Source organism: Candidatus Binatus sp. (assembly GCF_036567905.1).
In the GTDB taxonomy this organism is placed as follows: Bacteria; Desulfobacterota; Binatia; order Binatales; family Binataceae; genus Binatus.
On sequence record NZ_DATCTO010000094.1, the window covers coordinates 16,391 to 42,585 of the forward strand.

A 26,195-nucleotide genomic window follows, 5' to 3' on the forward strand; every position below is an offset into this window, starting at 1 on the left:
GAATTGAATTATCCAACAAAGGTCCGGCCGTATTCGAGTATGCCGCCGGAGAACATTCTAGCACCGCGCGCCGCAGCTTGTTCGACGACCGCGGGGACCGTCAGTTTCAGCTTTTGCAGCATCGCCACCGTGTTCTTCGCGCCGAGCAAATCGACGATCGCGGTGGGCGGCGCCCAGTTGAAGCCGTACGACATGATCGTGTCCACGTCGGCCGAACTCGCGGCCACTTCGCCCACGCGGTTCAGCGCGTAGCTGACGTAGCCGAGCACGACGCGGCGGCATAGGTCGGCCTCCGCCCCCTTGGCTTCGGCAAGGACCTTCAACGCCTCGCCGTAGCGGCCCACGTGATGCAACCGTTTCATCTTTTCGACGAATTCGATCGGCGCGGGTTTCTGGTAGTTCTCGTGCCCGCCGGTTTTCGGATCGAGCACGAACACTTGCTTGCCCGCGCGGCGGTAGAAGCCGCCACGCTCGGGCGTCTTGTCGCCCAAGCATCCCTTGTGAAGCGCGGCATTCATATACGCGGGCATTGCGAAGGACTCGTGCGCCTCGTCCTCGCAGTTGGCATGGACGTTGTTGACGATCGCCTTGTGCACGTCCCATCCGACCAGATCGATGGTCGCCAGCGGCGCCATCGCGCGCCCGGTATGCGGTCCGATCAAATAGTCTATAAACGCGACGCCGTGTTCGGCGGCCAGTTGTGCCGTTTCGTTCAGCACCTTGAAGCCGACCCGATTGCCGACGAACGCCGGCATATCTTTGCTGACGATCACCTTGCGGCCCAGCCGTTTCGTCAGCATCCCGACGACGCGCTTCACCACCGCCGGATCGGTGTCGGGTCCGGGAATGACTTCGGTGCCGACGATCACCTGCGGCGGATTGAACAAGTGGACGCCGAGGAAATTGCGGCGAAACGAAGCGCTTCGTCCGCGCGCCATTTCCGCGACCGACAGTCCCGAGGAACCCGACGCCACGATCGTGTCGGGACGCCGGCTGTTGTCGATCAGCTCGAAAAATTGCCGCTTGAGCGGCAGATCTTCGGCCAGCGACTCGAACACAATCGCCGCCTCGCCAACCGTGCGGCTAAGGTCGCTGTCGTACGCGCCCACCGAGAGCCGCTCCGCGATCGCTTCGGCGCGCGCATCGTTCTGCGCGTCGGCGAATCCCAGGGCGGCTTTTTCGCAGGTCCGCGCCAGCAGCGTGACGCTGTATCCTGCCCCCGCTAATACGCATCCCGCGCCCGCGCCCATGGTGCCGTTGGCGCCGATTATTACGACCTGGTTGATGTTGGCCAAGCAGCTCTCCGGTCCTCGTGAAATTATGGTTTCGTCAAGCGGCGCTTATGCCGCCGAACTCTCAATGCGCGCGCGATCATCCGAACTGCCGCGCCTCAAAGCGCGGGTGCTCGAAGCGGTGTTGAGGCTCGTCGAGGCTGCTTGGTGGCGCTGCACCGTCGCAGCCGCGAGCCGCGAGAGATGTTATCCGAGGGCGGCCATCCGTGCCAAGCAGCACGCCCCGGCGCGCGAGCGGCGTCCGCTGCCGCGCGAAAAAATTCCCGGGTCAAGGTTCATGCCACACTCGCCCTGCCGTGCCAATCAACGCGTCGGCCTCTTTGGGTCCCCAGCTTCCCGCCGGATACTCGGCCATCGGCACATGTGCGCCGTTGCTCCACGAATCCGATATCCCCTGCACGAACTCCCACGACTTCTCGACGAACTGCGCGCTGGGGAACAGCGTATGGTCGCCGTCCATCACGTCGAGCAGGAGTCGTTCGTATCCGTCGGGCGAGGCGCCGTCGCCGAACGCAGTCTTGTAACTGAGATTCATCCGCACCGGTTGCAGTACCAGGTCCAGCCCCGGCCGCTTGGTCATCACGTCGAACGAAAAACCCTCGTCGGGCTGAATCCGAATCGTCAGCGCGTTGGCGGGAATCGCCGAATCGCGATTGAACAGAATCTGCGGCACGTCTTTGAACTGGACGTAGATCGAGCTCGCTCGCCGCTTCATCCGCTTGCCGGTCCGAATGAAAAACGGCACCCCCGACCATCGCCAGTTGTCGATATACGTCTTGAGCGCGATGAACGTCTCGGCGCGCGAATTGTCGGGGACCCCCGCTTCATCCATGTAACCGGCCACCGGCTTGCCCTCGGCGTCGAGGCCCGCGCCGTACCGCGCCCGCACCGTATTCGCGCGCGCATGCTGCGCCGTGATCGGACGGAGCGTGCGCAACACGTTGAGCTTCGCGTCCATGATCGCCGCCGCGTCGAGCGACACCGGCGCTTCCATCGTGAGCAGCGACAGCGTTTGCAGGATGTGGTTCTGCACCATGTCGCGCAGTGCGCCGGCACGATCGTAATACATCGCGCGGGTACCCAGCCCTTCCGCCTCCGCCACGGTGATTTGCACGTGATCGACGTTGCGGCTGCCCCACAGGCGCTCGAAAATATTGTTCGAGAAGCGCAGCACCAGCAGGTTCTGCACGGTCTCCTTGCCGAGGTAGTGATCGATCCGGAAAATCTGCGACTCGTCGAGATGCCTCACCAGCACGCGATTGATTTCCAGTGCGCTCGCCAGGTCGTGGCCGATCGGTTTTTCGACGACCACCCTTGAGATGTTCGGCGCATCCGGCCCATTGATCAGGCCGGCCTGGGCCAGCCGCTCTACCGACTCGCCGATCGCTTCGGGCGGGGTCGCCAGGTAGTAAACGCGATTGGGCGGGATACCGCGGGCTTTTTCGATAGCTTCAAGTTTCGCTTTAAGTTTTACGAAGCCGTCGGGACGGTCGAGCCCGGATAGATAGTCGAGGCCGTCGGCGAACGCCGCCCAGCAGGCCTCATCGACTTTCAGGCGCGAGAACCGGGCGGTCCAATCGTGCGCGCTATTGCGGAACTGGTCGAGCGACAATTCGCGCCGCGCAAATCCCAGCACCGCGCTTCTCGCGGGCAGCATGCCCTGGCCGCACGCGGCGAGATTGTACAGCGACGGGATCAGCTTGCGCTTGGCCAGATCGCCCGACGCGCCGAATATCACCACCGTGCACGGCGGCGCCGGTTGGGCTCGTTGTATGCTCAGTAGATCGTCCATGTCGCGGCCTTCCTCATGAGATTGCGCGGCGCGCGGTCCCGCTGGTAACGCAAAGCGATCACTGATAAGTCTGACACGTTCCACGTCTTCATGAAAAAGCTGCGCGCCCGAAATTTCCGCATGACTTCCGCCTGCGCAGCCCCCCGCAGGCATCGCTAATGAAGACGACGGCCACCTAAATGCCGGCAGCGAAATCTTTATCAGAGGGCGCCTCGGAGCCGGCTGCGTTGGGTCAATGGGTCCCGGTAGTTATGTGGGGCGCCTTGATCTTTATTCTCTCGACTTCGGCGTTTACCGCCGCCAACACCAGCCGGATCATCGACCCGATTCTGCGATGGTTGATTCCCGCAATCACCGCCGCGTCGGTTGACGTATGCCACGCGCTGATTCGCAAGGCCGCGCATTTTACCGAATATGGAGTGCTTTTTTGGCTGTTGGTCCGCGGTCCGATGGCGCGGCGGCCCTACCTGGCGTTGATGCTTTGTGTAGTGTACGCGCTGACCGACGAGGGCCATCAGGCGTTCGTGCCCGGTCGCACCCCGTCGCTATATGATGTCGCACTGGATTCGAGCGGCGCGCTCTTCAGCCATTTCCTGAGCACCGCAATCGCCGAAATCGCCTAGCGGACTCATCACCCCTGCTGCTCGAGCACTGCGCTGATCCGATCTACCCGTCCGAAGAACGCGCGCAGATTTTTCATGTCGGCGGGAATTTTCAGATCGCCCGTGAACGCCAGGTAGAACAACTGGCCATAGAGCGCGAAATCCGCCAGGCCGATCCTGCCGGTCAGAAACGCCGTGCCCGCCAATTGCTCCTCGAACGGCGCCAGAGCGGCGCGCGCGCGCTGCCAGTTGGCCGAATGCTCCGAGATGGTTCGATCGACGAAACCCGCGCCGTACTTGCGCTCGCGAATCAGACGCCATAGCGCGGCGCGATCCGCACCCTCCCCAACGTGAAGCGCGAGCTCGTCGCCGAGCGCGACCCGATACAGCGCGTCCTCGAGCTGGTTGTCGATATAATCGGCCAGCACCAGATGCATCCCGCGCCATCCCGCGGGGAAAATCGTCGGCTCGGGATAAAGCTCCTCGAGTCGCAGCGCGATTCGCGCGGAATCGACGATCGTCTCGCCGCCCTCGAGCGTGACCGCCGGCACCATTATCTGCCCCGACGCGATCAGCAATTCCTTGCGCTCGAGGTAGTCAACCTCGACCACTTCGAACTCGACGCCCTTGAACGCCAGCAGCTTGCGCACCTTGGCGCAGAACGGGCTGCCGAGAAACTGGTACAGCTTCGCCGCCATTATTGTGCTCCTATCGGGGTGTTGAAAAAGTGGGATCGATCGTGGTTTTCGATTTCAAGCTTTTCACTCTTCGGCACCCCTGCTAAAGCGCGCGCCCCACGCGTGCACGCTGACCGGTTCGACCTTCACGATTGGATTTTTCTCCGGCGTCAGACTCATCGCGCGGTACTGCAGATACTTGTCGCGCAGATGACGTATCGCGAGCAGGTATTCTTCGGCGTCTTCGACCACGCGCGCGTGTCCGCGAATCAGCACGTACGCGAGTTGCGACCAGTCTTCTTCATAGTGATCGATCACGATTGCGACGCGCGGATTTTCCGCGATATTGCGCATCCGCTTGAGCGCCAAACCGGTTTGACGCTTGGGTTTCTCGTCGATCGCGAAGTAGATGTGCTCGCCGTCGAACCAGTAGCAGAGCGGTACGTTGTGCGGAGCGCCGGCGCCGTCGGCGGTCGCCAGATGGGCGATGCGCGCGCCGGCGACAAACTCCCGCACGTGCGGATTGCCAAGCCGGACGGCCGGATCATTCGCTGCGGCGCGTTGCGCTTTCGTTGCCATCATCGTTTCTCCAGCTTGGCTTTCTCCAGTCGGCCTTTTTCCAGACGATCGAGTGTGCGGCGCGCCGCTCGCGCGAGCGACTCGTCGGCGGGGTCGGCCGCCGCGGACCTAAGCGCCGCCGTGGCGTCGGCGGTGGCGCTTTGAACATTGCCGAGCGCCGAGGCTGCGGGCGCGGCGCACGCCCGCGTCCGGATCGGATTTGAGGCATTCGAGTATGATTCTCGCCGCCGCTTCGGGCGCGTCGCGGAGCCGCGACAGCACTGCCAGCGCCGCCAGCCGCACGTGAGCATCCGCGTCGTGCACGGCGCGCTCGGCGACGGCGAGCAGTTCAGGGCCGGTGAGATCGAGGTCGCGGATGCAGTAGAGCGCCATCTTGCGCGCGTTGCGGCGGCTTAAGGGATCGGCAGCGAGTTTGAGGATGCGCGCGCTGATCGGCGCGGGATTTTCGCGCCCGAGGCGGACCATCAGGTCGGTCGCCGCCCACCTGATATCGCCGTCGTCGTCGGACATCGCCTCGCACAGCGCGTCCGCGCAGTCGATCGCAAACGCGCCCGCACCGATTTGGCCCAGCGCGTACGCAGCCGCCCATCGCACGCGGCGATCGGCGCTTGCGATCGACTCGCGAAGTTTTTCAGTGACGATTGGATTGCCTGACCCGGCAATCGCCACGAGTTCATCGATCGCGCGGCGTTGAACGGTTTTGCGCGCGTCGCCAAGTTCCCGCATCGATTTCTCGATGGCGGCGGTGCCGGTTTGTTTCAACATTGGGTGCAGGGGTCACCCCTGGCCGTGGCGACGGCAGCGCAATATTAGGCCGTTGGCGGGGGCAGCGCGACAGCGGAGCGCGGCCTTAGCGGTGGGTGCAGGGGTCACCCCTACTCAATTCACGCCCGCGATCAGGCGCACGAGATTGGACAGTTCGCCCGCGCCGAGAAAGAAATTGTCGGTTTCGTTGTCGCCAAACGTCTTGGCGACCGCATGTGAGACCGATGCCAGGTCGAGCGGATGGCCGCGAAGTTCGCTTTCGAGTTGGGCGATAGCCGGCGAATTGGCGATGAAATCGCCACTGAGCCGCACGGCCTCGATGGTACGGTCGGCTTTGAGCGCGACCGCAGCCTCGATGGCGCCGAGTTGCGATGCAATTCGATTTCGGAGCGTCGGCGATGCTCCCGCGACGGGCCGGTGCATCGAGTTCGAGTTGGCGAGCGCATCCCCGCGGTGCTGCGCCTGGGCGGATTCGATCGCGGTCAACTCGCGGCGTCGAGTCTGCCCGAGCGAACTGCGGTAGCCCGACGCGATCGCGCCGGCAAGCTCGTCGAAAGAGACGTCGCGAGCAAGCTCGCGCACCACCTTGGTGGCGGACGCGGCGTCATACATGCGGCATGAAAGCGCGCCGTCGGGATCGATGCGTTCCAAATCGTGCACCAATTCTTCCATCCCGCGGTTGTGCGCGATCGCCGCCTCGAAAAGCATCGCGCCCGCGGCGTCAGTCTCGAAAGTGCACATGGCAATCTCGCGCTGCTTGAAGGTTATCGCGTCGCGGCCGGGGTAGAAACAGTCGATTCCGAGCGCCCGCAGGCCGGTCAGGATGCCGCGCGCGTAGCGATTCATGATCTGCTCGGGCTTCAGTTTTTTAACTGGCGCGGCGTCTTCCATCAGCAGCGCGGTGCGCGTCGGAGCAATCAGCGCAAGGCCGAGCCATCCTTGGCCCGCGCCGGCGACGCGGCCGCCGGTCAGACGCCGTATCACGCTGATTCCGTTTTCGCTGTGTGCGGGCGCGGCGCCAAATAAATGATAACGGCCGATCGAGATGCAGCGGCCCGGCGACGCGTAGATCAGCAGGACCGGCGCTGTCTGGCGCGCGGCGATGGCGTCGAGAAAATGAAGCTCGAGGCCGATGAGATCATCGGGAGCCAGCGCGGGCGCGAGGATTAGGTCGAGCTCGGGCACGAGTAGATCGTATCCGCAGTGATTGTGCCGGGGAAGGCTGGCTATCGATTCGAACGCTGAGGCGCGCGGCTTGCCTCGAATTTAGCTGCGAGTATAGTGTCCGCATCGATAGAATAAGGTTGCCGCCCCGGGAATTTTTTCTCGTTTCGATCGCTTCATTGCTTCAATACCGGCCAAGCGGCGGCCCCACTGGAGAATCTTATGAGTGAAATTACTGGAGCAGAGCTGCTTCTGCGATGTCTCGTCAACGAGGGTGTCAAATTCGTGTTCGGACTCCCCTGTCCGGAGGTCGATCCGCTGCTCGCCAAGTTGGAGCAGTACCAAGTGCGATTCGTCCCCGTTCGCCACGAGGCTGCCGCCGTCCACATGGCCGAAGGGCTATACAAGACGACCGGCCAGGTGGCCGCGGTGCTTGGCAACCCCGGTCCCGGGTCCGCCAATCTGATCCCCGGCGTGATCACGGCGCGGCACGAGGGCGTCCCCGTCGTCGTTATCACCGCGCAGCATCGGCTGGGGATCGTTTATCCGTCGTCACCGGCGACCTTCCAGGGTCAGGATCAGCTCGAAGTCTTCAAGCCCGTGGTCAAATGGAGCGGTCCGATTCTGTCGTGGGAGCGCATCCCCGAAGTGATGCGGATTGCCTTTCGCGAAATGTGGATCGGGAGGCCGGGGCCGGTTCATATCGAGATACCGGCGCCCGTCATGTACGCGATGGGTGACGACGCAAAGGTCCGAATGCTGACGCCGGATCAGTACCGGGCAGCCGGTCCGCGAGCCTCGCAATCGCAGCTCGAGGAGGCGGCTCGGATGCTCGCCGGCGCCAAACGGCCGATTGTGATCTCGGGCGCCGGAGTAGATCGCGCCGAAGCGAACGAAGCGATGCTGGCGGTGGTCGAGCTGCTCAAGTGTCCAGTCATCGGTACGATAGCCGGGCGGTCATCGGTGCCGGTCGATCATCCGAACTTCCTCAACGGCTACGGCCCTGGCGCGGACCTGGCGCGCAGCGAGTCGGACGTCATCCTGGTCGTGGGCTCGCGGATGGGCAACCTTGACATTCCTTACGACAAGTACTGGGGCGATCCCGCCAATAAGAAGCTCATCCAGGTAGATATCGATCAGCGCAACATGGGCGTCACGCGGCCGCTTGCGCTCGGGATCGTTTCCGACGCGAAAAGCGCGCTCGAGGGCTTGTTGCGTATGCTCAAGACGGAGCACGCCCGGCCCAAGGGCGGGGAGGACACGCAGCGCTATCGAGAGATTTCGCGCAAATGGTTCGAGGAGCGCTTCGCACCGGTCGCGGCCTGGCGCGGACCCGGGATTCATCCGGCGCTCGCGATGCAGGCAATCGGCAAGGTCTTCGGCTCCGACAGCATCTACGTCGCCGACGGCGGCAACACTTCGTTGTGGGCAGCCTGGTTCTTGCCATCGACCAAGCCGCGGTCGTACCTGAACATTCTTGAACTGGGCATGCTTGGCACGGGAATCCCTTCTGCCATTGGAGCGAAGCTTGGCAACCCGGCGCGCGAGGTGGTGTGCGTCAGCGGGGACGGAGCGGCGGGGTTCAACTTCATGGAGATGCAATCGGCTGCGCGCGAAGGCCTGAAGGTCAGGACCGTGGTGTTCGCCGAAGGTTCCTGGACGATGGAGGAGCCGAATGAACGGATGCTCTTCGGACGCACGTTCGGCACCGAGATGGGGACGGTGCGATGGGACCGGGTCGCCGAGGGCCTGGGCTGCCAGCCGTTTTACGCCGAGCGCATGGAAGACCTCGAAGCGGCGCTCAACGGCGCGAAGGCATCGAACGGACCGGCTGTCGTTTGCCTGAAAACCAATCGCGATGCCAACCTGGCGATCCCGATGGAGCTCGGCATTCGCTTCGCCGAGGTGTACCAGGGTCCAATGGGATGAGGTGGCCGATGAAACTTTCAAATTTTCCGATCATGCTCGCGATCCTGTTCGCGCTTTCGATTCTCTCGATCGCGCCGCTCTCCACGCCGGCGTGGTGCGCCGGTTCACCCGCGATAGCCAGGGTGCTTGCTTCGCCGCCCGCGCCGGATGTCGGCACGAGCACCAAGTGCACCTACTGCGGCATGAAGCTTTATGTGAAGAAAGACACGCCCGCCGTCGAGTATGCGGGCAAGCATTACTACTTCTGCGACACGACGGAGCGCGACGCGTTCATCGCGAATCCCGAGAAGTATCTGCATAAGGCCGCAAACAAATGACCGCCGCTCTTCCGTCAGCGCCCGGATGGCCGCTCAATTAGGGCGAATCCGCGACAAGAATCTGTTCTGAAGGGGAACTCCCTGCGCAACTAGCGCCGGACACCGCCGAGCTGCTTTCGCCCAGAATGAAACGGGCGGCCGCTCGCTACTGGGACGGGTCTACGCGCTTAATAAATCAACATAGCATATCTTGACATAGCCCTCGATCTTCTGCCATGTTCGCTTGGCCGAAGTTTTAAGCTTCTCAGGCTCGCCATGATTGTCGGCGACTCGCATCTGCGCGCTGACCACCTTGGTTGACCGAGATGCGGGTCTTCTATTTGTGAATTTTGAACATCGTGGGCAGACCTGGTGACAGGCAGAGAGCAAAGAAGCGCAGGTGGAGCTAAAAGGGCTAAAGATTGACCACCGGGTTTGAAATACTGCTCACGCCGTTGACTGCGTTTATCGTCGCGGTGGCGATGATGCCGGTGGCAAAAGCAGCGGGCGTTCGCTTCGGGATCGTTGCACAACCTTCAAGCGACCGCCCCCATGCCAAGCCGACGGCGTTGCTGGGAGGCCTGGCCGTGATGGCGGGCTTAATCGCCGCGATCGGATTCGTCGGCGTCCTGTCAGGATTGCCGTACCATAGTCTCCCCTGGCTCGCGGGGTTTGCGGTCGCGATGTGCCTGGTTGGATTGCTCGACGACATCGTCGATCTGCGGCCGCGGCATAAACTGATATTGGAAGTGACTGCGATCTTTATCCTCGGAGGGTGGGGACCCCAGCTCGACATCCTTCCCTACCAGCCGCTCAACATCGCGCTCACGATTTTCTGGCTGATCACGGCGACCAACGCGTTCAACTTAATCGATGGGACCGATGGCCTTGCGGCGGGAGTCGGAATTGTCGCGGCGTTGAGTATCGCGATCGTCGCGGGATTGCATCAACACGCGGGAACGATGGTCGTGGGGCTGGCGCTGGCCGGTGCGCTGGCGGGATTCATGGTTTTCAACTTTCCGCCCGCATCGATTTTTATGGGCGACGAAGGCGCGCTGGCGGTCGGGCTCGTGCTGGGAGTGCTGTCGATTCAAGCCAGTCACCATGGCGAGGGTTCTCTGCCCGCGCGGCTGGCGATGCCGTTGCTGGCGCTCATGGTTCCGCTGCTCGACACGGTGACGGTGACGGTGACGAGGCTGGCGACAGGAAATCCGATATCGAAACGCGGCCTCGATCATTCGCATCATCGGCTGACGCGGCTTGGCATGTCGAGCTGGAGCGCGGCGGCGACGTTGATCGGCCTGCAGGCGATAGCGGGCGGGTGCGCGATCGCGCTGACCGTAGTTCCGGGTTACGACGCGGTGCTGCTGTTGCCGTTCATGGCGCTGTTCTTTGCGCTGGTGGCGTTGTTCCTGATGGATCGATCGTTCGACGGGGAGTCTCCGGGTCAGATCGAAGACCTGCCCGCGATCGCGCGCGTTATCCTGAGCTTCGGCTACAAGCGTCGGTTGGTGGAGTTGGTTCTGGATGTGGCGCTGGTGGCGGCGGCGTATTTTGGCGCGATGATGCTGCGATTCGACTTCGATCTCAGCATCGTGCAGGTGGACCAAATGCTGATCGGCCTGCCGTGGGTTGTGATGATCGGTTGCGGCGCGTTCCTGGTGGCAGGCGTTTATCGCGGGATATGGCGCTACACGGGACTGGCCGAGGGTGTGCGCTTTGTGCTGGCGGCGGTGATCGCGGGCCTTGCCGTGAAGCTGGCGTCGGCGATACTGCCGATAACCATTTCGCGTGCGGCGGTGGTGGTCTTCGTAATTTTGCTGTTCAATTTCCTGGTCGCAACGCGCTGGTCATTCCATGTTTTCCAGCGGCTCGGACGGTTCCTTGCGCATTCGGCAAGGCGCCTGGTGATCGTCGGGGCAGATGCGCGTGGTGCGGCGGCGGTCGAGCACCTGCACTCGACGATCGGAGCGGGCGCCGAACTGCTGGGACTATTGGACGACGACAGTTTCAAGCACGGCAAGCTATTCCACGGCTATCCGGTGCTGGGGTCGCTCGACAGTCTAGGCGAGATCATGGCGCGAACGCCGTTCGACGAAATCGTGGTTGCGCAGGAGACGCTCTCCGCCCCGCAACTGGCGGCGCTCGAGTCGTTCACGCTGAGTCATCGGATAACGCTTCGGCGCTTCTGGCTCGGCGTAACCGACATGAGCGCGCCCGCGATTTCAGATCGCCGGCTCACTACTGCCTGAGTGGGGCGACCCCGAAAGTTGGCGACCCGCTCCTTTACGGTCGCAATGGGTGCGTCGTGCGCACCGGTAAATCCGATGGGCCGACCGTTAGCGGGACCGTCAAGGGCAGGCCTATCGAGCGCGAGGTCTGGTTCCTCAGTTCAGCCGCGAGCAAAATTTCGAGCTCATAGCGGCCGGGCGCATCGGGGGCGAATGCCGACGCTTCGAGATCCATCGAATCGCCCGGAAAGACGTTCAAGTGAAGTTCGCGGCGGGCTTCACTGTCTCCGACCACTCTCCCATCGCGCTTCCATTCCCATCCCAGGCTGACTACGCCGCGTTCATCGGGTGAACGCCCCGTGAGCCATATCGCCTTGCCGGTGTTGGTTGCGCGGATAGAAACGCGGACGCGCGCGCCCGGCGCGGCATCAATCGGAGGCGGATTGAGCACGATCAAGCGGGCGTCGAGCAGGTCGGGAGAGTTGCGGCTGGTCCAACGGTGGCCCAGCGCGATCCTGATCTCGTCGAAAGTCGAGCGCATCGGATCGACGACCGGATTGTCGCTCCATAACCACAGTCGCGTGTCAGCATCGTTGAGCGCCCAACGGTTCCATCCTCGATAGCTGATGAACGCGCCGAACGCATTGGCGGTTATCGACCATGCGCCGAGCACCGCGAACGCAATCGCAAGCGCGCGGCGGTTGCGGATGGAATCTGCGAGCGGAAACAGGGCGAATGCCATTATCGGCGTGAGATCCGCCAGCAGTCGCGGACCGAAAGACTCGCCGCCTGATGTCTTATGCCATTTCGCGACGATCAGGATGCTCAAGATCGCGCCGACTCCCAGGTAGCGCAGCAGCACCTCGCCATTTCGCCGCCACGCCAGCGCCAATCCGGCTAGCGACAGAATAAAAATCGGCGAGTAGAAGAGCAGTCCGCGGCCCGGACTGAGTACCACCGCGGCCAATCCATGCGCGAGCGAAGTGGCCCACAATCCGCCCAGCGGCACGCGCTGGCCGCCCACCGAAGCCGGCTGCGCGAAAAATTGGACTCGAAACGGCGTGCCGAAATAGGCGGCGTTGTACCACAGTTGAAACAGCAGCGGCGCGATCGCGGCCGCGATGAACGTCCAAATCTCGCGGCGATAGCTGACCAGCACATACAGGCCGAGCGGCGCCGCGATCAGCGCATCGACCGGGCGGGTAATCACCTCGAAGGCGAGCGGCAGCCCCGCGTATCCCGCAAAGCGCGGATCGTCGCGGGCGCGCACCAGGCAATAGATCGCCGCCGCCAGCGCGAGCTGAGCGGGACCGTGCTGCCATAACGCCTGGCTGCTTACGCTCAGACTGCTGGTGCCCAACGCGTAGATGAGCGTCAGCACCGTCGCCATCCAGTTGGCGGTCACGCGCGCGGCGGCCATGTACAGCAGCAGGGCGGAGAGCGCCACGATCGTAGCCGCCGAAACTTTTTCGAGCTCGGAGAAAATCCGGCTGCTCGGGCTGACGCCGGACAGGACCGACGGCGCATAGAATGGCAACGCGATCAGCGCGGCGCCGACCGGATAGTCGGACACGTAATGGCCGCCGCTCTCACGCAGATAGTAGGGAATCCTTTTCGCGCCGGGAGTCTTCAGCTGATCGAGGTAGAAGTTCCCGTGCTCCAGGATGCTCAGCGGCAGATTTTTCGCGGGCACCGAATCACCGCCGGAAATCGTGCGGCCATTGGCGAGAAATACGATCAGCGCAACCGAGAAAATTATGAATCCCGGACTTGAGCTCAGCGCGCCTTTGATCGAGCCGTGTCGAAAGATCGTTCGCAGGAGCGCGAATCCGAGCGTCGCGACGATCGCGGGCCATAGCTTGTTGGCCTCGAACCGGACGCCAACGAAAGCCAAATTTACCGCATAGCCGCCCGTCACGAGGATCGAGAGCAGGTAAATCCCGGCAATTGCACAGGCCGCGGCCGCGAGCTTTTGAAGCAACCGAAAATTCACGAGGCTCGGATGCACAACGGTATATCACGCGCGCCGCGCGCGCTTAAGGTCAATTGACTCGGATTGGCGGCTTGAAAAAAAAACGAATCGGCCGCGCGAACGCGAAGCGGCTCAGCGTCCGCCGGCGGGTGCCTGCATCGTCGAAGGCGACGCGGCCGCTACGGGCGTAGCCTCGCCAAGCGGGGTGGATTGAGGCGCGGGTGTCGCCGGCGCTCCGACCGGAGCCATCGCTTCGTGTCCGTAATTCATCGCCTGGAGAGGACGCCCGCTCAGGTTCGCGGTCGCTGGCGCCGGGCTGTCGATCAGCGCCTCCGCCACGCCTTCATTTTCGAACGGGCGGCACACGTCCAGCGCCGCCGGCTCGACGACGTGACCGAGGTTGACGTCCTCGGCGCCGACGCGAATTTTACTGGCGACAATGACTCCGCGTTCGGCGCGGAGATCGTAAAGTCCCGGCGGCAGATCCGCCGTGAATGAGCCGTCGGGCTTGGTCGGCGCGATGTAAATATCGTTGGTGACGCGGTTCTCGTAATGAAGCCAGCGTCGCTCTGCCGGTCTGCCGTCCCGGTACGACATCAAACCGCTCACGTTCGCCGCGCCTGCAATCCGCGCCCCGGCAGCCAGACCCGCGGCGACTGCGAGCGATACAACTACCGCCGCGAAACCAAGCTTGCGGCCCGACCCGACATTGGAAATGTTCTTCACAACGACTCCATGGCAACGTGTCTTGCGCCGGATGAATTGTAGCCGCTGCTGCTAGGCGCTTTTCTTGACCCTGCCCGCGCGGATGCATCGCGTGCAGACCAGGATTCGCCGCACGTTGCCGTTAATCTCGGCGCGCACTTCCTGCAGGTTGGGATTCCAGCGCCGTTTGGTCTTGTTGTTGGCGTGGCTGACGTTGTTGCCGACTGACGGCTGCTTCTTGCAGTATGCGCAATGTCTCATGAGTCTTCCGTTCGAGCCTGGATAATTCTGCTAGGGTAGCCCGACCTGCGGCCGCGTGAAAGAGGGTGAATACTTCGCCTTGAGCAGCGCCCCGCCGACCGCTTCTCCCGTCAGCACCGCGCCCGCGTCGCATCCGCACTTGAGGCTCATCAGCCACGCGCTGCGCCCGAGCGCGCCCGCATAGCTGTCGAGCCGCTGCTTGAGCCCCTGCGGTGCGTCCTTGTCCTCGACGGTCAGGTCCTTGGCGCTGACGATCACTTCGTTGGGGATCGAGCCGGTCTGCTCGCGGAAGAGCTGCTTGATCATCGCGACGAACGCCGCATGGTCGAGCCCGGGCACGTCGCTCCTGATGACGCCGTCGTAAATCGATTCGGCGCGGCGATCGGGCACGCCCGCAAGCACCCTCCGAATCGAATCCGCGCGCGAGCTCTCGGCCGACGGCGCCTTCTCATAGTCGGCCAGCATGATGCGCGCCGCGCCGGCGTTCCCGCCCGCCATCGCTCCCAGCGTGCGTCCCAGCAGTGCGTTGGCCGCACTGCGCCGCAACTGACCCTGCGCGCTCACGATCATCCGCTGAACTTCGGGGTTGTTGATTCCCGCCGATTTGAAGACCGCCATCGCGTCCTCGCCGTCGCCGCGATCGAGCAGATTTTTCGCCGTGTCGAGCGGACTCAGCGGACCGGTGTCGCGAATCGACGCGGTCTGCAGATAGAGCTTGGTCGCCGCGACCAGCTTCGCCTCGACCCGCGCCTGCACCGCCTCGAACGCCTGCCATTGATCGCTCGAAATAAGTTTCTTGCCGGTGGCGCGCTCGGCGAACAACTGCGCCGGCATCGCCAGAATAGCGGCGGCGCCGCCTATCACCGGCTCGCTGTCGGTGAAGGTGAAGCGATGGCGATCCTCGGCCAGTGTGGAAAGATTGAGCGTCCAGATTTCGTAAGCGCCGGTGAATCGCGCCTCGTTCGAGTCGCGCTGCGATTGAAAGGACTCGGGCGGCAGGCTCACCACCATCACCGCGTCGAGCCGATCGTCGGCCTCGCCCGCGACGAATCGCTTGACGCACGCATCGACCCCGCCCGGCGGCTGAATCGGCACCGCCTTCACGTTCGGCAGCGCGCCGACAATCCGGTCGATGTCGGCTTCGGTCTGAGGCGAGATCGGTCCAATCACGCCGACCCCGATCTTGATTGGCGCCGCAATCGCGCGTGGCGCGGCTGCGGCCACAATGATTGCCGCACCGAGCAGCATCGCCGTAATTTTTCTCATCGCTGGAATGCTCCGGCAAGTTCGCCGGGCCCAGAGCTTTTCAAAACCCGCCGCGATCTTCAACCCGTGCAATAGCCATTCCCCCGTTTTGACGCCGGATCGGCGAGTTGCTTGAGTATCCGGTCCGAAAGCTACAATGTCTAGTCAGGTTGCGCCGGAGATTTCCTTGAACAGGCTCCGGCGCCGCGGACCCCGATGCCCGAGCACATAGTTCACATATTGCCCGAGCAAGTCGCCAGCCAGATTGCGGCGGGCGAAGTCGTCGAGCGGCCGGCCTCCGCCGTCAAGGAGCTGGTCGAGAACTCGCTCGACGCGGGCGCTCGTTCGGTAAGCGTCGAGATCCTCGGCGGCGGCTCGGCGCTGATCGCGGTCGCCGACGACGGCTGCGGCATGACTCGCGCCGATGCGATCCTTTCGCTCCGGCGTCATGCAACTTCCAAGATTCGAAGCGCCGCCGACTTGAGCGCGATTCGCACGCTCGGGTTTCGCGGCGAGGCTCTCGCCTCGATCGCCAGCGTGTCGCATCTTCGGATGCAAACGCGTCGCGCCGCCGACGAACATGGCGCCGAGGTCGCCGCCGAGGCCGGCAACATCGAGGATACGCGGACGTGCGCGATGGCGGCGGGAACCCGAATCGAAGTCCGCCAGCTATTCTTCAACACTCCGGCGCGGCTCAAGTTCCTGAAGAAGCTGGCGACCGAGCAGGGCGCCATCGCCGAGGCTTTTCAGCGCAGCGCGCTTGCCAACCATCGCATCGCGTTTTGCCTGACCGCCGACGGCCGCACGATTTTCGATTTGCCGCGCGCCAACTCGGTGCTCGAACGATTCCGCCAGGTTTTCGGTCCCAGGATCGCGTCCCGGATGCTTGCCTTCGGCCTCGATCGCCCCGGCATTCGCGCGCAAGGACTTGCGGCAACCAGCCAGGAGTCGTTTGCCACCGGCAGGATGATCTTCACCTTCGTCAACGGCCGCTCGGTTCGCGATCGAATGTTGATTCGCGCAATCGAGCAGGCCTACCAGACGCTGATCCCGCGCGGTCGCCATCCGGCGGCGTTGCTGTTCGTCGATATGCGGCACGAAGATGTTGACGTCAATGTGCATCCGATGAAGACCGAGGTGCGATTTCGAAATGGCGGCGCGGTTTTCGACGTCGTTTATCACGCGCTTCGCGACCGATTGGCGGATCAGACGGAAAATGCGCCCGTCGCAACTTTGGTTGATGCGCCGGCGGCGGGCGGCGAAGCGCCAGCGCCATCCGCCGATGACGCCGCGATGGGACCCGTCACGACGGCGTCGATGGGCGAGGATGCTCGCGCCGGTGATTCGGCTCCGAATCCGCGCGGCGACGCGCCCCTGCGGCTCGTGCCCGATGCGCCCACGGAGAAAGCGTTTCAGCGCCCGCTCAGCCTCGCCTACGATCGCGACGCGCGCGGCGGCGGCGCGGCGGTGGCGTCTCATGCGCCGGCGCCAATCCCAATGTACTCGAAGCTCAGGGTGATCGGACAAATCTTCGCCGGCTACATCGCGCTCGAGACCGAGGAGGGGTTGCTCCTGATCGATCAGCACGCGGCGCACGAGCGCGTTACCTTCGAAAAGCTGCGCCGCGAACTCCGCGACGGTGGGATTCGCACGCAGGCGATGCTCGCGCCGGTGCCGGTCGAGCTCAATCCCGCGCGCGCGTCGCAGGTTCATGGCGCGTTGAGCGAGCTTCGCGCGATGGGCTTCGAGGTCGAGCCATTCGGGCCGACTACGCTGCTGCTCAAGGGTGCGCCGGCGGTGTTCGGGCCCGAAGGCGGCGCGAAACTGCTCACGGACATGATTGAGAGCATGGGCGACAACGAAAGCGGCTTTCGCGGCGGCGGCGAGGCCGCGTTCGAGAATTGGCTCAAGCAACTCGCGTGTCACGGCTCGGTTCGAGTCGGGCGAGTGCTCGAGCTGGCGGAAATCCATTCGCTGCTCGCCGAACTCGATCGCACCGAGTTCAAGACCAACTGCCCGCACGGGCGCCCGGTGCATATTCAGTTCGGACGCGGGCAAATCGAACGAATGTTTCGCCGATGAGCGCGTTGCCCCAAACAGCGGCGGCGCAAGCCGCGGCGCGGACGCATCCGGCGCGGATAGCGGCCGGCTTTATTGTCGGGCCGACCGCAGCGGGCAAGTCCGCGCTCGCGATGGAAGTGGCGCAGCGCTCGAACTGCGAGATAATCAACGCCGACTCGCGGCAGTTTTATCGCGGGATGGATCTCGGCACGGCGAAACCGTCGGCCCAGGACCGCCGCCGCGTGTCGCATCATCTTATAGACGTGCGCAGTCCCGGCGAGCCGCTTGACGTGGCGGAGTTCGCGCAAATTGCGCGCGCGGCGGTCGAGGAGATTGCGGCGCGGGGGCGAAATCCGCTGGTGGTCGGCGGCAGTGGGCTTTATTTGCGCGTGATCCGCGGCGGGATCTTTCGCGGGCCGGCCGCGTCGGCGGAAATTCGAGACCGATTGGCCAAAATCGCGGCCGAGCGCGGCGTCGCGCACCTGCATCGGCAGTTGCGCGAGGTCGATCCCGACGCGGCGAATCGAATCGGCGTCAACGACCTGTACCGAATCGTACGCGCGATTGAAGTCTTTGAATTAACCGGCGAAAACATTTCGGCGCATCAGCGGCGCCATCGATTCGCCGACAATGGCTACGACACTTTGACCGTGGGCGTCGAAGTCGAACGCAAAAAGCTCTACGAGGCGATCGACCGGCGCTTCGATGCGATGGTGGCGGCCGGGCTGGTCGCGGAAGTGCGCGCGCTGATCGAGGCGGGATACTCGCCCGAGAAGCCGCCGCTGAGTACCATTGGGTATAAGCAGATCGCGGCGCATCTGCGCGGCGAGATCGCGCTGGCCGATGCGATCGCGCGGGCCAAGCAGGAATCGCGGCGGCTGGCCAAGCGCCAAATCACATGGTTTCGCCGCGAGCCGGAGATCGTGTGGCTTGACCCGGAGCGCGGCGCTCAGGATGCTTTTGTATTGTTCGAGAAATTTTTTGCGATGAGCAGGCGTGAAGCAGATTGAAAGGCAATTCGAACGGACATAAGGCGCGCGGCGCGAAAAGCCGCGGCAATGATGCGGCGATAGCCGAGGCGCCGGCGCCGCCGAGCGCGATCGAGCGGGTGCGCCTGGCGCGGCATCCCAATCGGCCGCAGACGCTCGATTACATCGACTTGCTGATGCGCGACTTTATCGAGATACACGGCGACCGGCGCTTCGCCGACGACGCTGCGATCGTGGCGGGACTCGCCTATTTCGGACGCCGGCCGGTCGCCGTCGTGGGTCATCAGCGGGGCCGCTCGACCACCGAGAGAATCAAGCGCAATTTCGGCAAGCCGCTGCCCGAGGGCTATCGCAAGGCGGCGCGCGTTTATGAGCTGGCGGAGCGGTTTGGGCTGCCGATAATCACGCTGATCGACACCCAGGGCGGTGAGTCCGGGGTTGGCGCGGAGGAGCGCGGACAGATCGAGGCGATCGCGCGCAACCTTGAGCTGATGGCGCGGCTGACCGTCCCCACCGTCGCGTGCGTGATAGGCGAGGGCGGCTCGGGAGGCGCGCTGGCGCTCGGAGTGGCCAACGCGGTGCTGATGCAGGAGAACGCGTGCTACTCGGTGATCACGCCGGAAGGATGCGCGGCGATTTTGTGGCGTGCGGGGGGCGAGGAGAATGTTGCGGCGGCGGCCGCAGCGTTGAAGTTGTCGGCGCCCGATTTGCTGGAGCTGGGATTGATCGACGAGATCGTGCCGGAGCCGGCGGGCGGAGCGCATACCGCGCCCGCCGAAGCTGCTCATCTGCTCGGCGCGGCGCTCGCGCGCCATCTGGAGCGGCTGGTCAAGCTCAAGCCGGCCGAGTTGCGCCGGGCGCGCGAGCGGAAGTTCGCGACGATGGGATCAGCATTTCTGACGCGCGGGAGCGCGGACAGCGATCATTCGATCGATTAGCAGGGGTGACCCCTGGCCGTGGCGACGGCAGCGCAGTATTAAGCCGTTGGCAGGGGCCGCGCGCGCCAACGGCGTGCGGCCTTAATACTGGGTGGAGGGGTCACCCCTGTCGTTGAAAACGGGCCGGCAGTAGGGTACCCATTCTGGTTCGATGTCGTCACGGATAGCCAGGAAACCGGCCGCGGCCGCCACCACCGCAGAGCCGCCGTCGATTGAGACCCTGCGCGCGCGGATGGACGAGATAAACCTCAAGATCCTGCGGCTGGTGTCGTTGCGCGCAAACCTCGCGATGGAGATCGGCCGGCTCAAGCATCATCACGGCGAGGTTTATCAGCCGGCGCGCGAGCGTGCGATTATCGAAAAGATGATCGCCGAAAACCAGGGGCCGCTCACCGGCGAACAGCTCAAGCGAATTTATGTCGAGATAATTTCGGCCTGCCGCGCGCTCGAGCACGAGCCGCGAGTGGCATTCCTCGGCCCGGAGCATACCTACTCGCACGAGGCGGCGCGGATGCGCTTTGGATCGAGCGTCGAGCTGATACCGCTGGAGTCGTTCGCGGCGGTGTTCCAGGCCATTGAGAACGGACGCGCCGATTTCGGCGTGGTGCCGGTGGAGAATTCTACCGAAGGATCGGTGACGCTGACGCTCGATCTGCTGATCGACACTGCGCTGGTGATAATCGGCGAAGTGCTGCTGCCGATTCGGCATTCAATAATGTCGCTCGGCGGCGTGGCGGGCGAGGTCAAGCGGATCGTGTCTCATCAGCAAAGCCTCGCGCAATGCCGCGGCTACCTGAGCTCGAATTTCCCCGATTGCGAGACCGAAGCGGTCGCCTCCAATGCGCTGGCGGCAAAGCGCGCCGCCGGGGATTCCTCAATCGCGGCGATCGCGTCGGCGGCGGCCGGCGAGGCGTACGGGCTCAAGCTGATCGCGTCGAACGTGCAGGACGTCGCGGCCAACACGACGCGATTCCTGGTGATGGGGACGCGGCCGGTGGCGCGCTCGGGCAAGGACAAGACGACGCTGCTGTTCGCGGTTGCGGACCGGGTGGGCACGCTCAACCAGGCGCTGAACCTGTTTTCGCGCAACGCGATCAATATATCGAAGATCGAATCGCGTCCGCTGCGGGCGCGGCCGTGGGAGTACCTGTTCTTTGTTGACGTTATGGGCCATCGTGACGACCCCAAGCTGGCGCGCGCGCTCAAGGCGCTCGAGCGCAAGGCCCTATTCTTGAAGGTCTTAGGATCGTATCCTGAAGGCAGGTCGGCCGCTGCCTGAGCCGGGCAGCCGGAAAAGCGTTTTTACTTTTTCACTTTCCAATCGCCGTTCACCTCTTTGATCAAAGCTCAAGATCTCGTACTCCCATCGGTCGCCGCGCTTGCTCCCTACGAGCCGGGCAAGCCGATTGAGGAGTTGCAACGCGAACTCGGAATCGAGGATCCGGTAAAGCTGGCCTCGAACGAGAATCCGCTGGGGCCGTCGCCGCGCGCGATAGAGGCAATCAAGGCGGCGCTGCCGGAGCTCAATCGCTATCCCGACGGCGCCAGCTACGAGCTGCGGCGCAAAATCGCGCAGCATCACAAGCTTGGAGTGGAGCGGGTGTTCGCGGCGTCGGGATCGGTCGAGGTGCTCCACCTGCTCGCCTTTCTTTATCTGCGGCCCGGACTGAACTCGGTTTACTCGGAGCATTCCTTCGCCATTTATCCGCTGGCGACCGCCGCCGCCGGCGGCGAGCATCGCGTGGTGAAGACCAGCGACGGATTCTCGCACGACTTGCCGGCGATCGCGGCGGCGATCGACTCCAACACGCGAATAGTTTTTCTCGGCAATCCGAACAATCCGACCGGCACGATTTACCGGCGCGCCGAATGGAAGCGGTTTTTGGATCGCGTTCCGGACAACGTGGTGATCGTCGCCGACGAGGCCTACTTCGAATTCGTGCGCGACCCGCAGTATCCCGACTCGATCGAGGACCACGACGATCGCCGGCTGATAATCACGCTCAGGACGTTCTCGAAAATTTTCGGGCTGGCGGGAATGCGCGTCGGCTACGCGGTGGCGCGGCCCGACCTGATCCAGATGCTGCATAAGGTGCGCCAGCCGTTCAACGTGACCTCGCTGGCGCAGGTGGCGGCGATCGCGGGGATGGACGACCGGGCGCATATCGCCAGAACACTGCAAGTCAACGCCGAGGGCATGGATTACCTGGAGCGTGAGTTCCGGCGGCTCAAGGCGCCGTTCGTGCCGAGTCACGCGAATTTTTTCCTGGTCGAGGTCGGCGACGGGCGCGCGGTTTACGAAAAGCTGCTGCGCAAGGGCGTGATCGTGCGCGCGATGAACGGCTACGGCTATCCGCGCCACGTGCGAATCAGCGTCGGCCTGCCCGAGGAGAATCGCCGCCTGGTCGCGGCACTCGGCGAAGTGATGGGCGGGTAGGCTGATGGCGCAGTTATTTCGGCAAATGACCTTGTGCGGAGTCGGCCTGATCGGAGGCTCGCTCGCGTTGATCGCGCGCCACGCAGGCCTCGTGGGCAAAGTGGTCGGGCTGGGACGCTCGCAGGCGAACCTGGACGTTGCGATCCAGCGCGGCATGATCGACGTCGCGACGCGCGATCCGGTCGCGGCGGCGCGCGGCGCGGACCTGATCGTGCTGGCGGTGCCGATATTGACGATGCGATCGACGCTGGAAAAAATGATCGAACACACGGCGCCCGACGCGGTGGTGACCGACGTCGGCAGCGTGAAGGGATACGTGGTGCGCGAGCTGGAGCCGCTGATCACGGGAAACAGATCGCTTGTCGCGGCGCATCCTGTCGCCGGCAAGGAAACTACCGGCGCCGCCGCGGCGGACCCCGGCCTGTTTCGGGACCGGCGCGTGATTATCACGCCGTCGGCGAAAAGCACGCCCGCGGCGATCGCTAAAATCGAGCAGCTTTGGGACGAGACCGGCGCCTGCGTCGAGATGATGGACGCTTCCACGCACGACCAAATCCTCGCGCGCTCCAGCCATCTGCCGCAGATAGTATCGAGCGTGCTGGCGGCGTCGCTTAAGGGCGAGAAGGTCGGGGACAAGCTTGCGGCGGAGTACGGCGCGGGAGGACTGCGCGATACGACGCGGCTGGCGGCGTCGTCGTGGGAAATGTGGCGCGACATCTTTGTGGCTAATCGCGAGGCGATCGCGGCGGCGCTCAAACTCTACAGTCGAACCTTCGCGGAGTTTCAGCGGCTGGTCGAGGCCGGCGACATGCAAGGGGTCGAGAAGATTTTCAATCGCGGCAGAGCGATGCGGGAAGAGATCAGGTGAATCCAAAGCGGCCGATAGTTGCGATCGATGGCCCCGTCGGTGCGGGAAAATCCGTGGCGGCGCGCCGGCTGGCGCGCGAGCTTGGGTTTTCGTACCTGAACACGGGCGCAATGTACCGCGCGGTCGCGATCGCGGCGCGCGTGGCGGGCGTCGGCCCGGACGACGCAAACGTCCAGGCGCGATTGGCGCCGCTGCTGGCGGCGATAAAGATCAGGTTCGAGGGCGAAAAGATAATGCTCAACGATCGGGACGTGAGCGCGTCGGTCGGAGAGCCGGAAATCGGCGACCTCGCGTCGCGGTTCTCGGCGCTCGGCGCGGTGCGCGCGCGGATGCGCGAGCTGCAGCGCGCGGCGGGTGCGGACGGCGCAGTGGTGATGGAAGGACGCGATATCGGCACCGCGATTTTTCCCGACGCCGAGTTCAAGTTCTTTCTCGACGCGGACGTAAAGACGCGAGCCCGTCGCAGATTTGAAGAACTCAAGCATCAGGGCGCGTCGATCGCCGAGCGCGAAGTGCTCGAGCAGCTGATCGAACGCGACCGCCGTGACAGCGGGCGCGAGCTGGCGCCGCTCAAGCGCGCGGACGATGCGATGGTGATCGATTCAACGAACCTTTCAATCGACGCGGTGGTCGCGGCGATGAAAGCGCAGATTAACGCTCGAATCAACGCCGCCAAGGGCTTGAAACGAGCCTAGCCCGGTTGTAAGGATTGCACAGCCTCGAAGTCCCGGAAGGTCCCACTAAATGGAGAAAGCGTTGCCTGAACAAATGAGCGGAGGAGATAATGACTTTGAGTCGTTGATGGAAGAGAGTTTGAAGGCTCCCCGTCCCGGCGATGTCCTGGTTGGAAGAGTGCTTCTGATCAGCCGCGACAGCGTCATCATCGACATCAACTACAAGTGCGAAGGGCAGGTCCCCCTCGTGGAATTTCTTGACCATGAAGGACATCCCACGGTCAAGGAGGGCGACGAGGTTGACGTGTATTTCGAAGGCACCGAGACCGATAACGGCACGGTGATGCTTTCGCACGCGAAGGCCGAGAAGTTCAAAGTCTGGCGCGAACTCGACAAGGCGTTTCAGTCGGAGACCCCGGTCGAAGGCGTGGTGCTCGGCAAAGTCAAAGGTGGACTGAAAGTCGATATCGGGGTGCCGGCGTTCCTGCCGGGATCGCATGTCGATATTCGTCCGGCGCGCAACCTGGACCGATACGTCGGGCAGCGCGGCCGCTTCCGAATCCTCAAGTTCAATCGCGCGCGCGGCAACGTGGTGGTCTCGCGCCGCAGCGTGCTCGAGCGCGAGCGCGCTTCGCTCAAGGAACAGACGCTCAAGGTGCTCGAAGAGGGCGTGATCCTCGAAGGCACCGTGAAGAATATTACCGACTACGGCGCGTTCATCGATCTCGGCGGAATCGACGGCCTGCTGCATATCACCGACATGGCATGGGGCCGATTGCAGCATCCGTCGGAAGTCTTGAAGGTCGGGGACAAGGTCAAGGTCGTCGTGCTGAAATACGACCCCGAGCGCGAGCGCGTGTCGCTGGGAATGAAGCAGATCATGCCCGACCCGTGGACCAAGGTCGCCGAAGCGTATCCGCCGGGCACGCGAATCAAGGGCAAGGTCGTCAGCGTCACTGACTACGGCGCCTTCGTCGAGATCGAAAAGGGTGTCGAGGGTTTGATCCACGTCTCCGAGATGAGCTGGAGCAAGCGCGCGGTTCATCCGTCCAAGGTCGTCAATCCCGGCGACCTGGTGGAAGTGCAGGTGCTCGGGGTTGACGAGGCGAATCGAAGAATTTCGCTCGGACTCAAGCAGACCGAGGCGAATCCGTGGGAAGAACTCGGCCACAAGCATCCGATCGGCAGCCAGGTCAAGGGCAAGGTCAAGTCGATCACGGACTTTGGCGTGTTCGTCGAGATCGAGCCGGGGATCGACGGGCTGGTGCACATTTCGGACTTGTCGTGGACCAAGAAGATTCGGCATCCGAGCGAAGTCTGCAAGAAGGGCGACGAGCTGGAGGCGACGGTGCTCGGTATCGACGTCGAGAACGAGCGCGTCAGCCTGGGCGTCAAGCAGCTCTCGACCGACCCGTGGGATACGGTGGCGGAGCGTTACCCGCTCAACACGCGAATTCACGGCAAGGTCAGCTCGGTGGCGGACTTCGGCGTGTTCGTCGAGATCGAGGAAGGAATCGAAGGGCTGATCCATATCTCGCAGCTCAGCAACGAGCGCGTGGACAAGCCGTCGTCGCTGTACAAGGTCGATGACGAGCTGGAGGCGCTGGTGGTGCAAGTGGACCCCAAGGAGCGCCGCATCGGGCTGTCCATCAAGGCGCTCAAGCAGCACGAAGAGCGCGAGGAAATGCAGGCCTACCTCAAGCGCGAGCATGAGGCGGCGCGGTTCTCGATGGAAGATATCCTCAACGAAGAGCTCAAGCTCGATCGCGACGACGGCGAACGGCGCGCGGCGCGCGGCGGCAAACCCAGCTAGGCCGGGAGCGCTTCGATCAAAGCGGGGCGCCGACGGCGGCGAGATCGATGACCAAGCGGGAAATCATCGAAGAACTTCTGGCGCGCCGCCACAAGTTTACCCATCGCGAGTCCGAGACGATCGTCAATGCGATGTTCGACGCGATGGCCAGCTCGCTGACGCGCGGCGAGCGGATCGAAATCCGCGGCTTCGGCAGTTTCGCGGTGAAGCGGCGTCGCGCGCGGCAGGGCCGCAATCCCAAGACCGGGCAGTTGGTCAGAGTGGACGCCAAGCAGATTCCGTTCTTCCGGGCGGGCAAGGAACTCCGAATCGAAGTTAATGGCGCCGAAGAAGCGGGTCGTTAAGCGGCGCGACGCGGCGCAGCTCTCCGCAGCAGGTCTGCGGCTGTGGGCGCCGTGGCGGTACGAGTATATGCGCAGCATCCGCCCCGGCCACCAGGCTTGCATCTTCTGTTTCACCACGCTGTCCGCCTCTGAGCGGCGCGAACGCCTGGTGCTGTTCGAGAATCGCCACGTGCTCGTGATGCTCAACAAGTATCCCTACAACAACGGACATATCATGGTGGCGCCGCGCAGCCATGTCGCCTCGCCGGAGTTGCTGGCGCGAGCGGATCGAGCGGTGCTCGGCGACGCGGTGGCGGCGTCGATAAAGGCGATGCGCGCTAGTCTGCATCCGGCCGCATTTAACCTCGGCGCCAACCTGGGCAGCGCCGCGGGGGCCGGATTCGCCGAGCACATGCATTGGCACATCGTGCCGCGCTGGGTCGGCGACAACAATTTTATGCCGGTGCTTGCCTCGACCCGCGTGCTATCACAGAGTTTGAAGGACAGTTACGGGCAATTGCGCCCGATTTTCAAAAATCTCGGCGCTGAATTATCTTAAAATCAAGTAATCAACCTGCGGGA

General features: G+C 63.6%; 24 protein-coding genes. 14 read left to right on the forward strand and 10 right to left on the reverse strand.

The features are described from left to right. Positions 1-8 precede the first annotated feature (8 nt). Positions 9-1,295, reverse strand: coding sequence for a 3-hydroxyacyl-CoA dehydrogenase family protein (locus VIO10_RS14465; RefSeq protein ID WP_331965682.1), 1,287 nt, complete (start codon positions 1,293-1,295; stop codon positions 9-11). Between the two features lie 265 nt (positions 1,296-1,560). Beyond that, positions 1,561-3,084 (reverse strand): glucose-6-phosphate dehydrogenase, encoded by a 1,524-nt coding sequence (gene zwf, locus VIO10_RS14470; protein ID WP_331965685.1) that lies wholly within the window; start codon positions 3,082-3,084, stop codon positions 1,561-1,563. 227 nt (positions 3,085-3,311) lie between these two features. Here zwf and VIO10_RS14475 point away from each other — a divergent pair, with 227 nt between their 5' ends. Continuing rightward, positions 3,312-3,707: a VanZ family protein gene (locus VIO10_RS14475; protein WP_331965688.1), complete on the forward strand. Its 396-nt coding sequence runs from the start codon at positions 3,312-3,314 to the stop codon at positions 3,705-3,707. 8 nt (positions 3,708-3,715) lie between these two features. Here VIO10_RS14475 and VIO10_RS14480 read toward each other — a convergent pair whose 3' ends face one another. The 4 genes from VIO10_RS14480 to VIO10_RS14495 form a co-directional block, all read right to left on the reverse strand. Further along, on the reverse strand, positions 3,716-4,384 hold the full coding sequence (locus tag VIO10_RS14480; RefSeq protein ID WP_331965691.1) for a glutathione S-transferase family protein: 669 nt from the start codon (positions 4,382-4,384) through the stop codon (positions 3,716-3,718). A 63-nt stretch (positions 4,385-4,447) separates the two neighbouring features. Continuing rightward, complete coding sequence (locus VIO10_RS14485; RefSeq protein ID WP_331965694.1) at positions 4,448-4,942, reverse strand: TIGR03668 family PPOX class F420-dependent oxidoreductase; 495 nt, start codon at positions 4,940-4,942, stop codon at positions 4,448-4,450. A gap of 108 nt (positions 4,943-5,050) precedes the next feature. Continuing rightward, a complete protein-coding gene (locus VIO10_RS14490) occupies positions 5,051-5,707 on the reverse strand; it encodes a HEAT repeat domain-containing protein (RefSeq protein WP_331965697.1) in 657 nt (218 codons plus the stop codon). 114 nt (positions 5,708-5,821) lie between these two features. After that, the gene (locus VIO10_RS14495) at positions 5,822-6,892 is read right to left on the reverse strand and encodes a lipoyl protein ligase domain-containing protein (RefSeq protein WP_331965700.1); all 1,071 of its coding nucleotides are present in this window, start codon (positions 6,890-6,892) and stop codon (positions 5,822-5,824) included. 201 nt (positions 6,893-7,093) lie between these two features. On the opposite strand from VIO10_RS14495, the gene VIO10_RS14500 reads away from it, so the two are divergent. The 3 genes from VIO10_RS14500 to VIO10_RS14510 all read left to right on the forward strand — a co-directional run bounded on the left by VIO10_RS14500 (position 7,094) and on the right by VIO10_RS14510 (position 11,348). Then, positions 7,094-8,800, forward strand: coding sequence for a thiamine pyrophosphate-binding protein (locus VIO10_RS14500; RefSeq protein WP_331965703.1), 1,707 nt, complete (start codon positions 7,094-7,096; stop codon positions 8,798-8,800). 8 nt (positions 8,801-8,808) lie between these two features. Then, positions 8,809-9,117 carry a hypothetical protein gene (locus VIO10_RS14505; RefSeq protein ID WP_331965706.1) on the forward strand — a complete coding sequence of 103 codons (309 nt, stop codon included), beginning with the start codon at positions 8,809-8,811 and terminating at the stop codon, positions 9,115-9,117. A 401-nt stretch (positions 9,118-9,518) separates the two neighbouring features. Continuing rightward, positions 9,519-11,348, forward strand: coding sequence for a hypothetical protein (locus tag VIO10_RS14510; RefSeq protein ID WP_331965709.1), 1,830 nt, complete (start codon positions 9,519-9,521; stop codon positions 11,346-11,348). A 34-nt stretch (positions 11,349-11,382) separates the two neighbouring features. Here VIO10_RS14510 and VIO10_RS14515 read toward each other — a convergent pair whose 3' ends face one another. From VIO10_RS14515 to VIO10_RS14530, 4 genes are all read right to left on the reverse strand, one after another. Then, positions 11,383-13,308 carry a hypothetical protein gene (locus VIO10_RS14515; protein ID WP_331965712.1) on the reverse strand — a complete coding sequence of 642 codons (1,926 nt, stop codon included), beginning with the start codon at positions 13,306-13,308 and terminating at the stop codon, positions 11,383-11,385. Between the two features lie 123 nt (positions 13,309-13,431). After that, on the reverse strand, positions 13,432-14,025 hold the full coding sequence (locus tag VIO10_RS14520; RefSeq protein ID WP_331965715.1) for a hypothetical protein: 594 nt from the start codon (positions 14,023-14,025) through the stop codon (positions 13,432-13,434). Positions 14,026-14,076: 51 nt separating this feature from the next. Next, a complete protein-coding gene (gene rpmB / locus VIO10_RS14525; RefSeq protein ID WP_331965718.1) occupies positions 14,077-14,265 on the reverse strand; it encodes a 50S ribosomal protein L28 in 189 nt (62 codons plus the stop codon). A gap of 30 nt (positions 14,266-14,295) precedes the next feature. Further along, the gene (locus tag VIO10_RS14530; protein WP_331965721.1) at positions 14,296-15,531 is read right to left on the reverse strand and encodes a hypothetical protein; all 1,236 of its coding nucleotides are present in this window, start codon (positions 15,529-15,531) and stop codon (positions 14,296-14,298) included. A 195-nt stretch (positions 15,532-15,726) separates the two neighbouring features. On the opposite strand from VIO10_RS14530, the gene mutL reads away from it, so the two are divergent. The 10 genes from mutL to VIO10_RS14580 all read left to right on the forward strand — a co-directional run bounded on the left by mutL (position 15,727) and on the right by VIO10_RS14580 (position 26,172). Continuing rightward, positions 15,727-17,592 (forward strand): DNA mismatch repair endonuclease MutL, encoded by a 1,866-nt coding sequence (gene mutL / locus VIO10_RS14535; RefSeq protein ID WP_331965724.1) that lies wholly within the window; start codon positions 15,727-15,729, stop codon positions 17,590-17,592. Beyond that, positions 17,589-18,581, forward strand: a complete 993-nt coding sequence (gene miaA / locus VIO10_RS14540) for a tRNA (adenosine(37)-N6)-dimethylallyltransferase MiaA (RefSeq protein ID WP_331965727.1) — start codon at positions 17,589-17,591, stop codon at positions 18,579-18,581. Before mutL ends, miaA begins: the two co-directional genes overlap by 4 nt. Further along, positions 18,578-19,498, forward strand: a complete 921-nt coding sequence (locus VIO10_RS14545; RefSeq protein WP_331965730.1) for an acetyl-CoA carboxylase carboxyltransferase subunit alpha — start codon at positions 18,578-18,580, stop codon at positions 19,496-19,498. The genes miaA and VIO10_RS14545 overlap by 4 nt, the downstream gene beginning before the upstream one ends. Before the next feature lie 151 nt (positions 19,499-19,649). Further along, a complete protein-coding gene (gene pheA, locus VIO10_RS14550) occupies positions 19,650-20,777 on the forward strand; it encodes a prephenate dehydratase (protein ID WP_331965733.1) in 1,128 nt (375 codons plus the stop codon). A gap of 57 nt (positions 20,778-20,834) precedes the next feature. Next, a complete protein-coding gene (gene hisC / locus VIO10_RS14555; RefSeq protein ID WP_331965736.1) occupies positions 20,835-21,935 on the forward strand; it encodes a histidinol-phosphate transaminase in 1,101 nt (366 codons plus the stop codon). A 4-nt stretch (positions 21,936-21,939) separates the two neighbouring features. Next, positions 21,940-22,803: a prephenate dehydrogenase gene (locus VIO10_RS14560; protein ID WP_331965739.1), complete on the forward strand. Its 864-nt coding sequence runs from the start codon at positions 21,940-21,942 to the stop codon at positions 22,801-22,803. Continuing rightward, on the forward strand, positions 22,800-23,498 hold the full coding sequence (gene cmk / locus VIO10_RS14565; protein ID WP_331965742.1) for a (d)CMP kinase: 699 nt from the start codon (positions 22,800-22,802) through the stop codon (positions 23,496-23,498). Before VIO10_RS14560 ends, cmk begins: the two co-directional genes overlap by 4 nt. Before the next feature lie 49 nt (positions 23,499-23,547). Then, positions 23,548-25,290 carry a 30S ribosomal protein S1 gene (locus VIO10_RS14570; RefSeq protein WP_414645332.1) on the forward strand — a complete coding sequence of 581 codons (1,743 nt, stop codon included), beginning with the start codon at positions 23,548-23,550 and terminating at the stop codon, positions 25,288-25,290. A 47-nt stretch (positions 25,291-25,337) separates the two neighbouring features. Further along, a complete protein-coding gene (locus VIO10_RS14575; protein ID WP_331965745.1) occupies positions 25,338-25,634 on the forward strand; it encodes an integration host factor subunit beta in 297 nt (98 codons plus the stop codon). Next, on the forward strand, positions 25,609-26,172 hold the full coding sequence (locus tag VIO10_RS14580) for an HIT domain-containing protein (protein ID WP_331965748.1): 564 nt from the start codon (positions 25,609-25,611) through the stop codon (positions 26,170-26,172). The genes VIO10_RS14575 and VIO10_RS14580 overlap by 26 nt, the downstream gene beginning before the upstream one ends. Positions 26,173-26,195 lie beyond the last annotated feature (23 nt).

Coding starts and splice junctions, on each gene's coding strand:
- miaA (WP_331965727.1), top strand. CDS start 17,589: ATGAGCGCGTTGCCCCAAACAGCGGCGGCGCAAGCCGCGGCGCGGACG.
- VIO10_RS14580 (WP_331965748.1), top strand. CDS start 25,609: ATGGCGCCGAAGAAGCGGGTCGTTAAGCGGCGCGACGCGGCGCAGCTC.
- VIO10_RS14480 (WP_331965691.1), bottom strand. CDS start 4,384: ATGGCGGCGAAGCTGTACCAGTTTCTCGGCAGCCCGTTCTGCGCCAAG.
- VIO10_RS14530 (WP_331965721.1), bottom strand. CDS start 15,531: ATGAGAAAAATTACGGCGATGCTGCTCGGTGCGGCAATCATTGTGGCC.
- pheA (WP_331965733.1), top strand. CDS start 19,650: ATGTCGTCACGGATAGCCAGGAAACCGGCCGCGGCCGCCACCACCGCA.
- VIO10_RS14505 (WP_331965706.1), top strand. CDS start 8,809: ATGAAACTTTCAAATTTTCCGATCATGCTCGCGATCCTGTTCGCGCTT.
- VIO10_RS14575 (WP_331965745.1), top strand. CDS start 25,338: ATGACCAAGCGGGAAATCATCGAAGAACTTCTGGCGCGCCGCCACAAG.
- VIO10_RS14570 (WP_414645332.1), top strand. CDS start 23,548: ATGGAGAAAGCGTTGCCTGAACAAATGAGCGGAGGAGATAATGACTTT.
- VIO10_RS14490 (WP_331965697.1), bottom strand. CDS start 5,707: ATGTTGAAACAAACCGGCACCGCCGCCATCGAGAAATCGATGCGGGAA.
- rpmB (WP_331965718.1), bottom strand. CDS start 14,265: ATGAGACATTGCGCATACTGCAAGAAGCAGCCGTCAGTCGGCAACAAC.
- mutL (WP_331965724.1), top strand. CDS start 15,727: ATGCCCGAGCACATAGTTCACATATTGCCCGAGCAAGTCGCCAGCCAG.
- VIO10_RS14560 (WP_331965739.1), top strand. CDS start 21,940: ATGGCGCAGTTATTTCGGCAAATGACCTTGTGCGGAGTCGGCCTGATC.
- VIO10_RS14500 (WP_331965703.1), top strand. CDS start 7,094: ATGAGTGAAATTACTGGAGCAGAGCTGCTTCTGCGATGTCTCGTCAAC.
- zwf (WP_331965685.1), bottom strand. CDS start 3,084: ATGGACGATCTACTGAGCATACAACGAGCCCAACCGGCGCCGCCGTGC.
- VIO10_RS14485 (WP_331965694.1), bottom strand. CDS start 4,942: ATGGCAACGAAAGCGCAACGCGCCGCAGCGAATGATCCGGCCGTCCGG.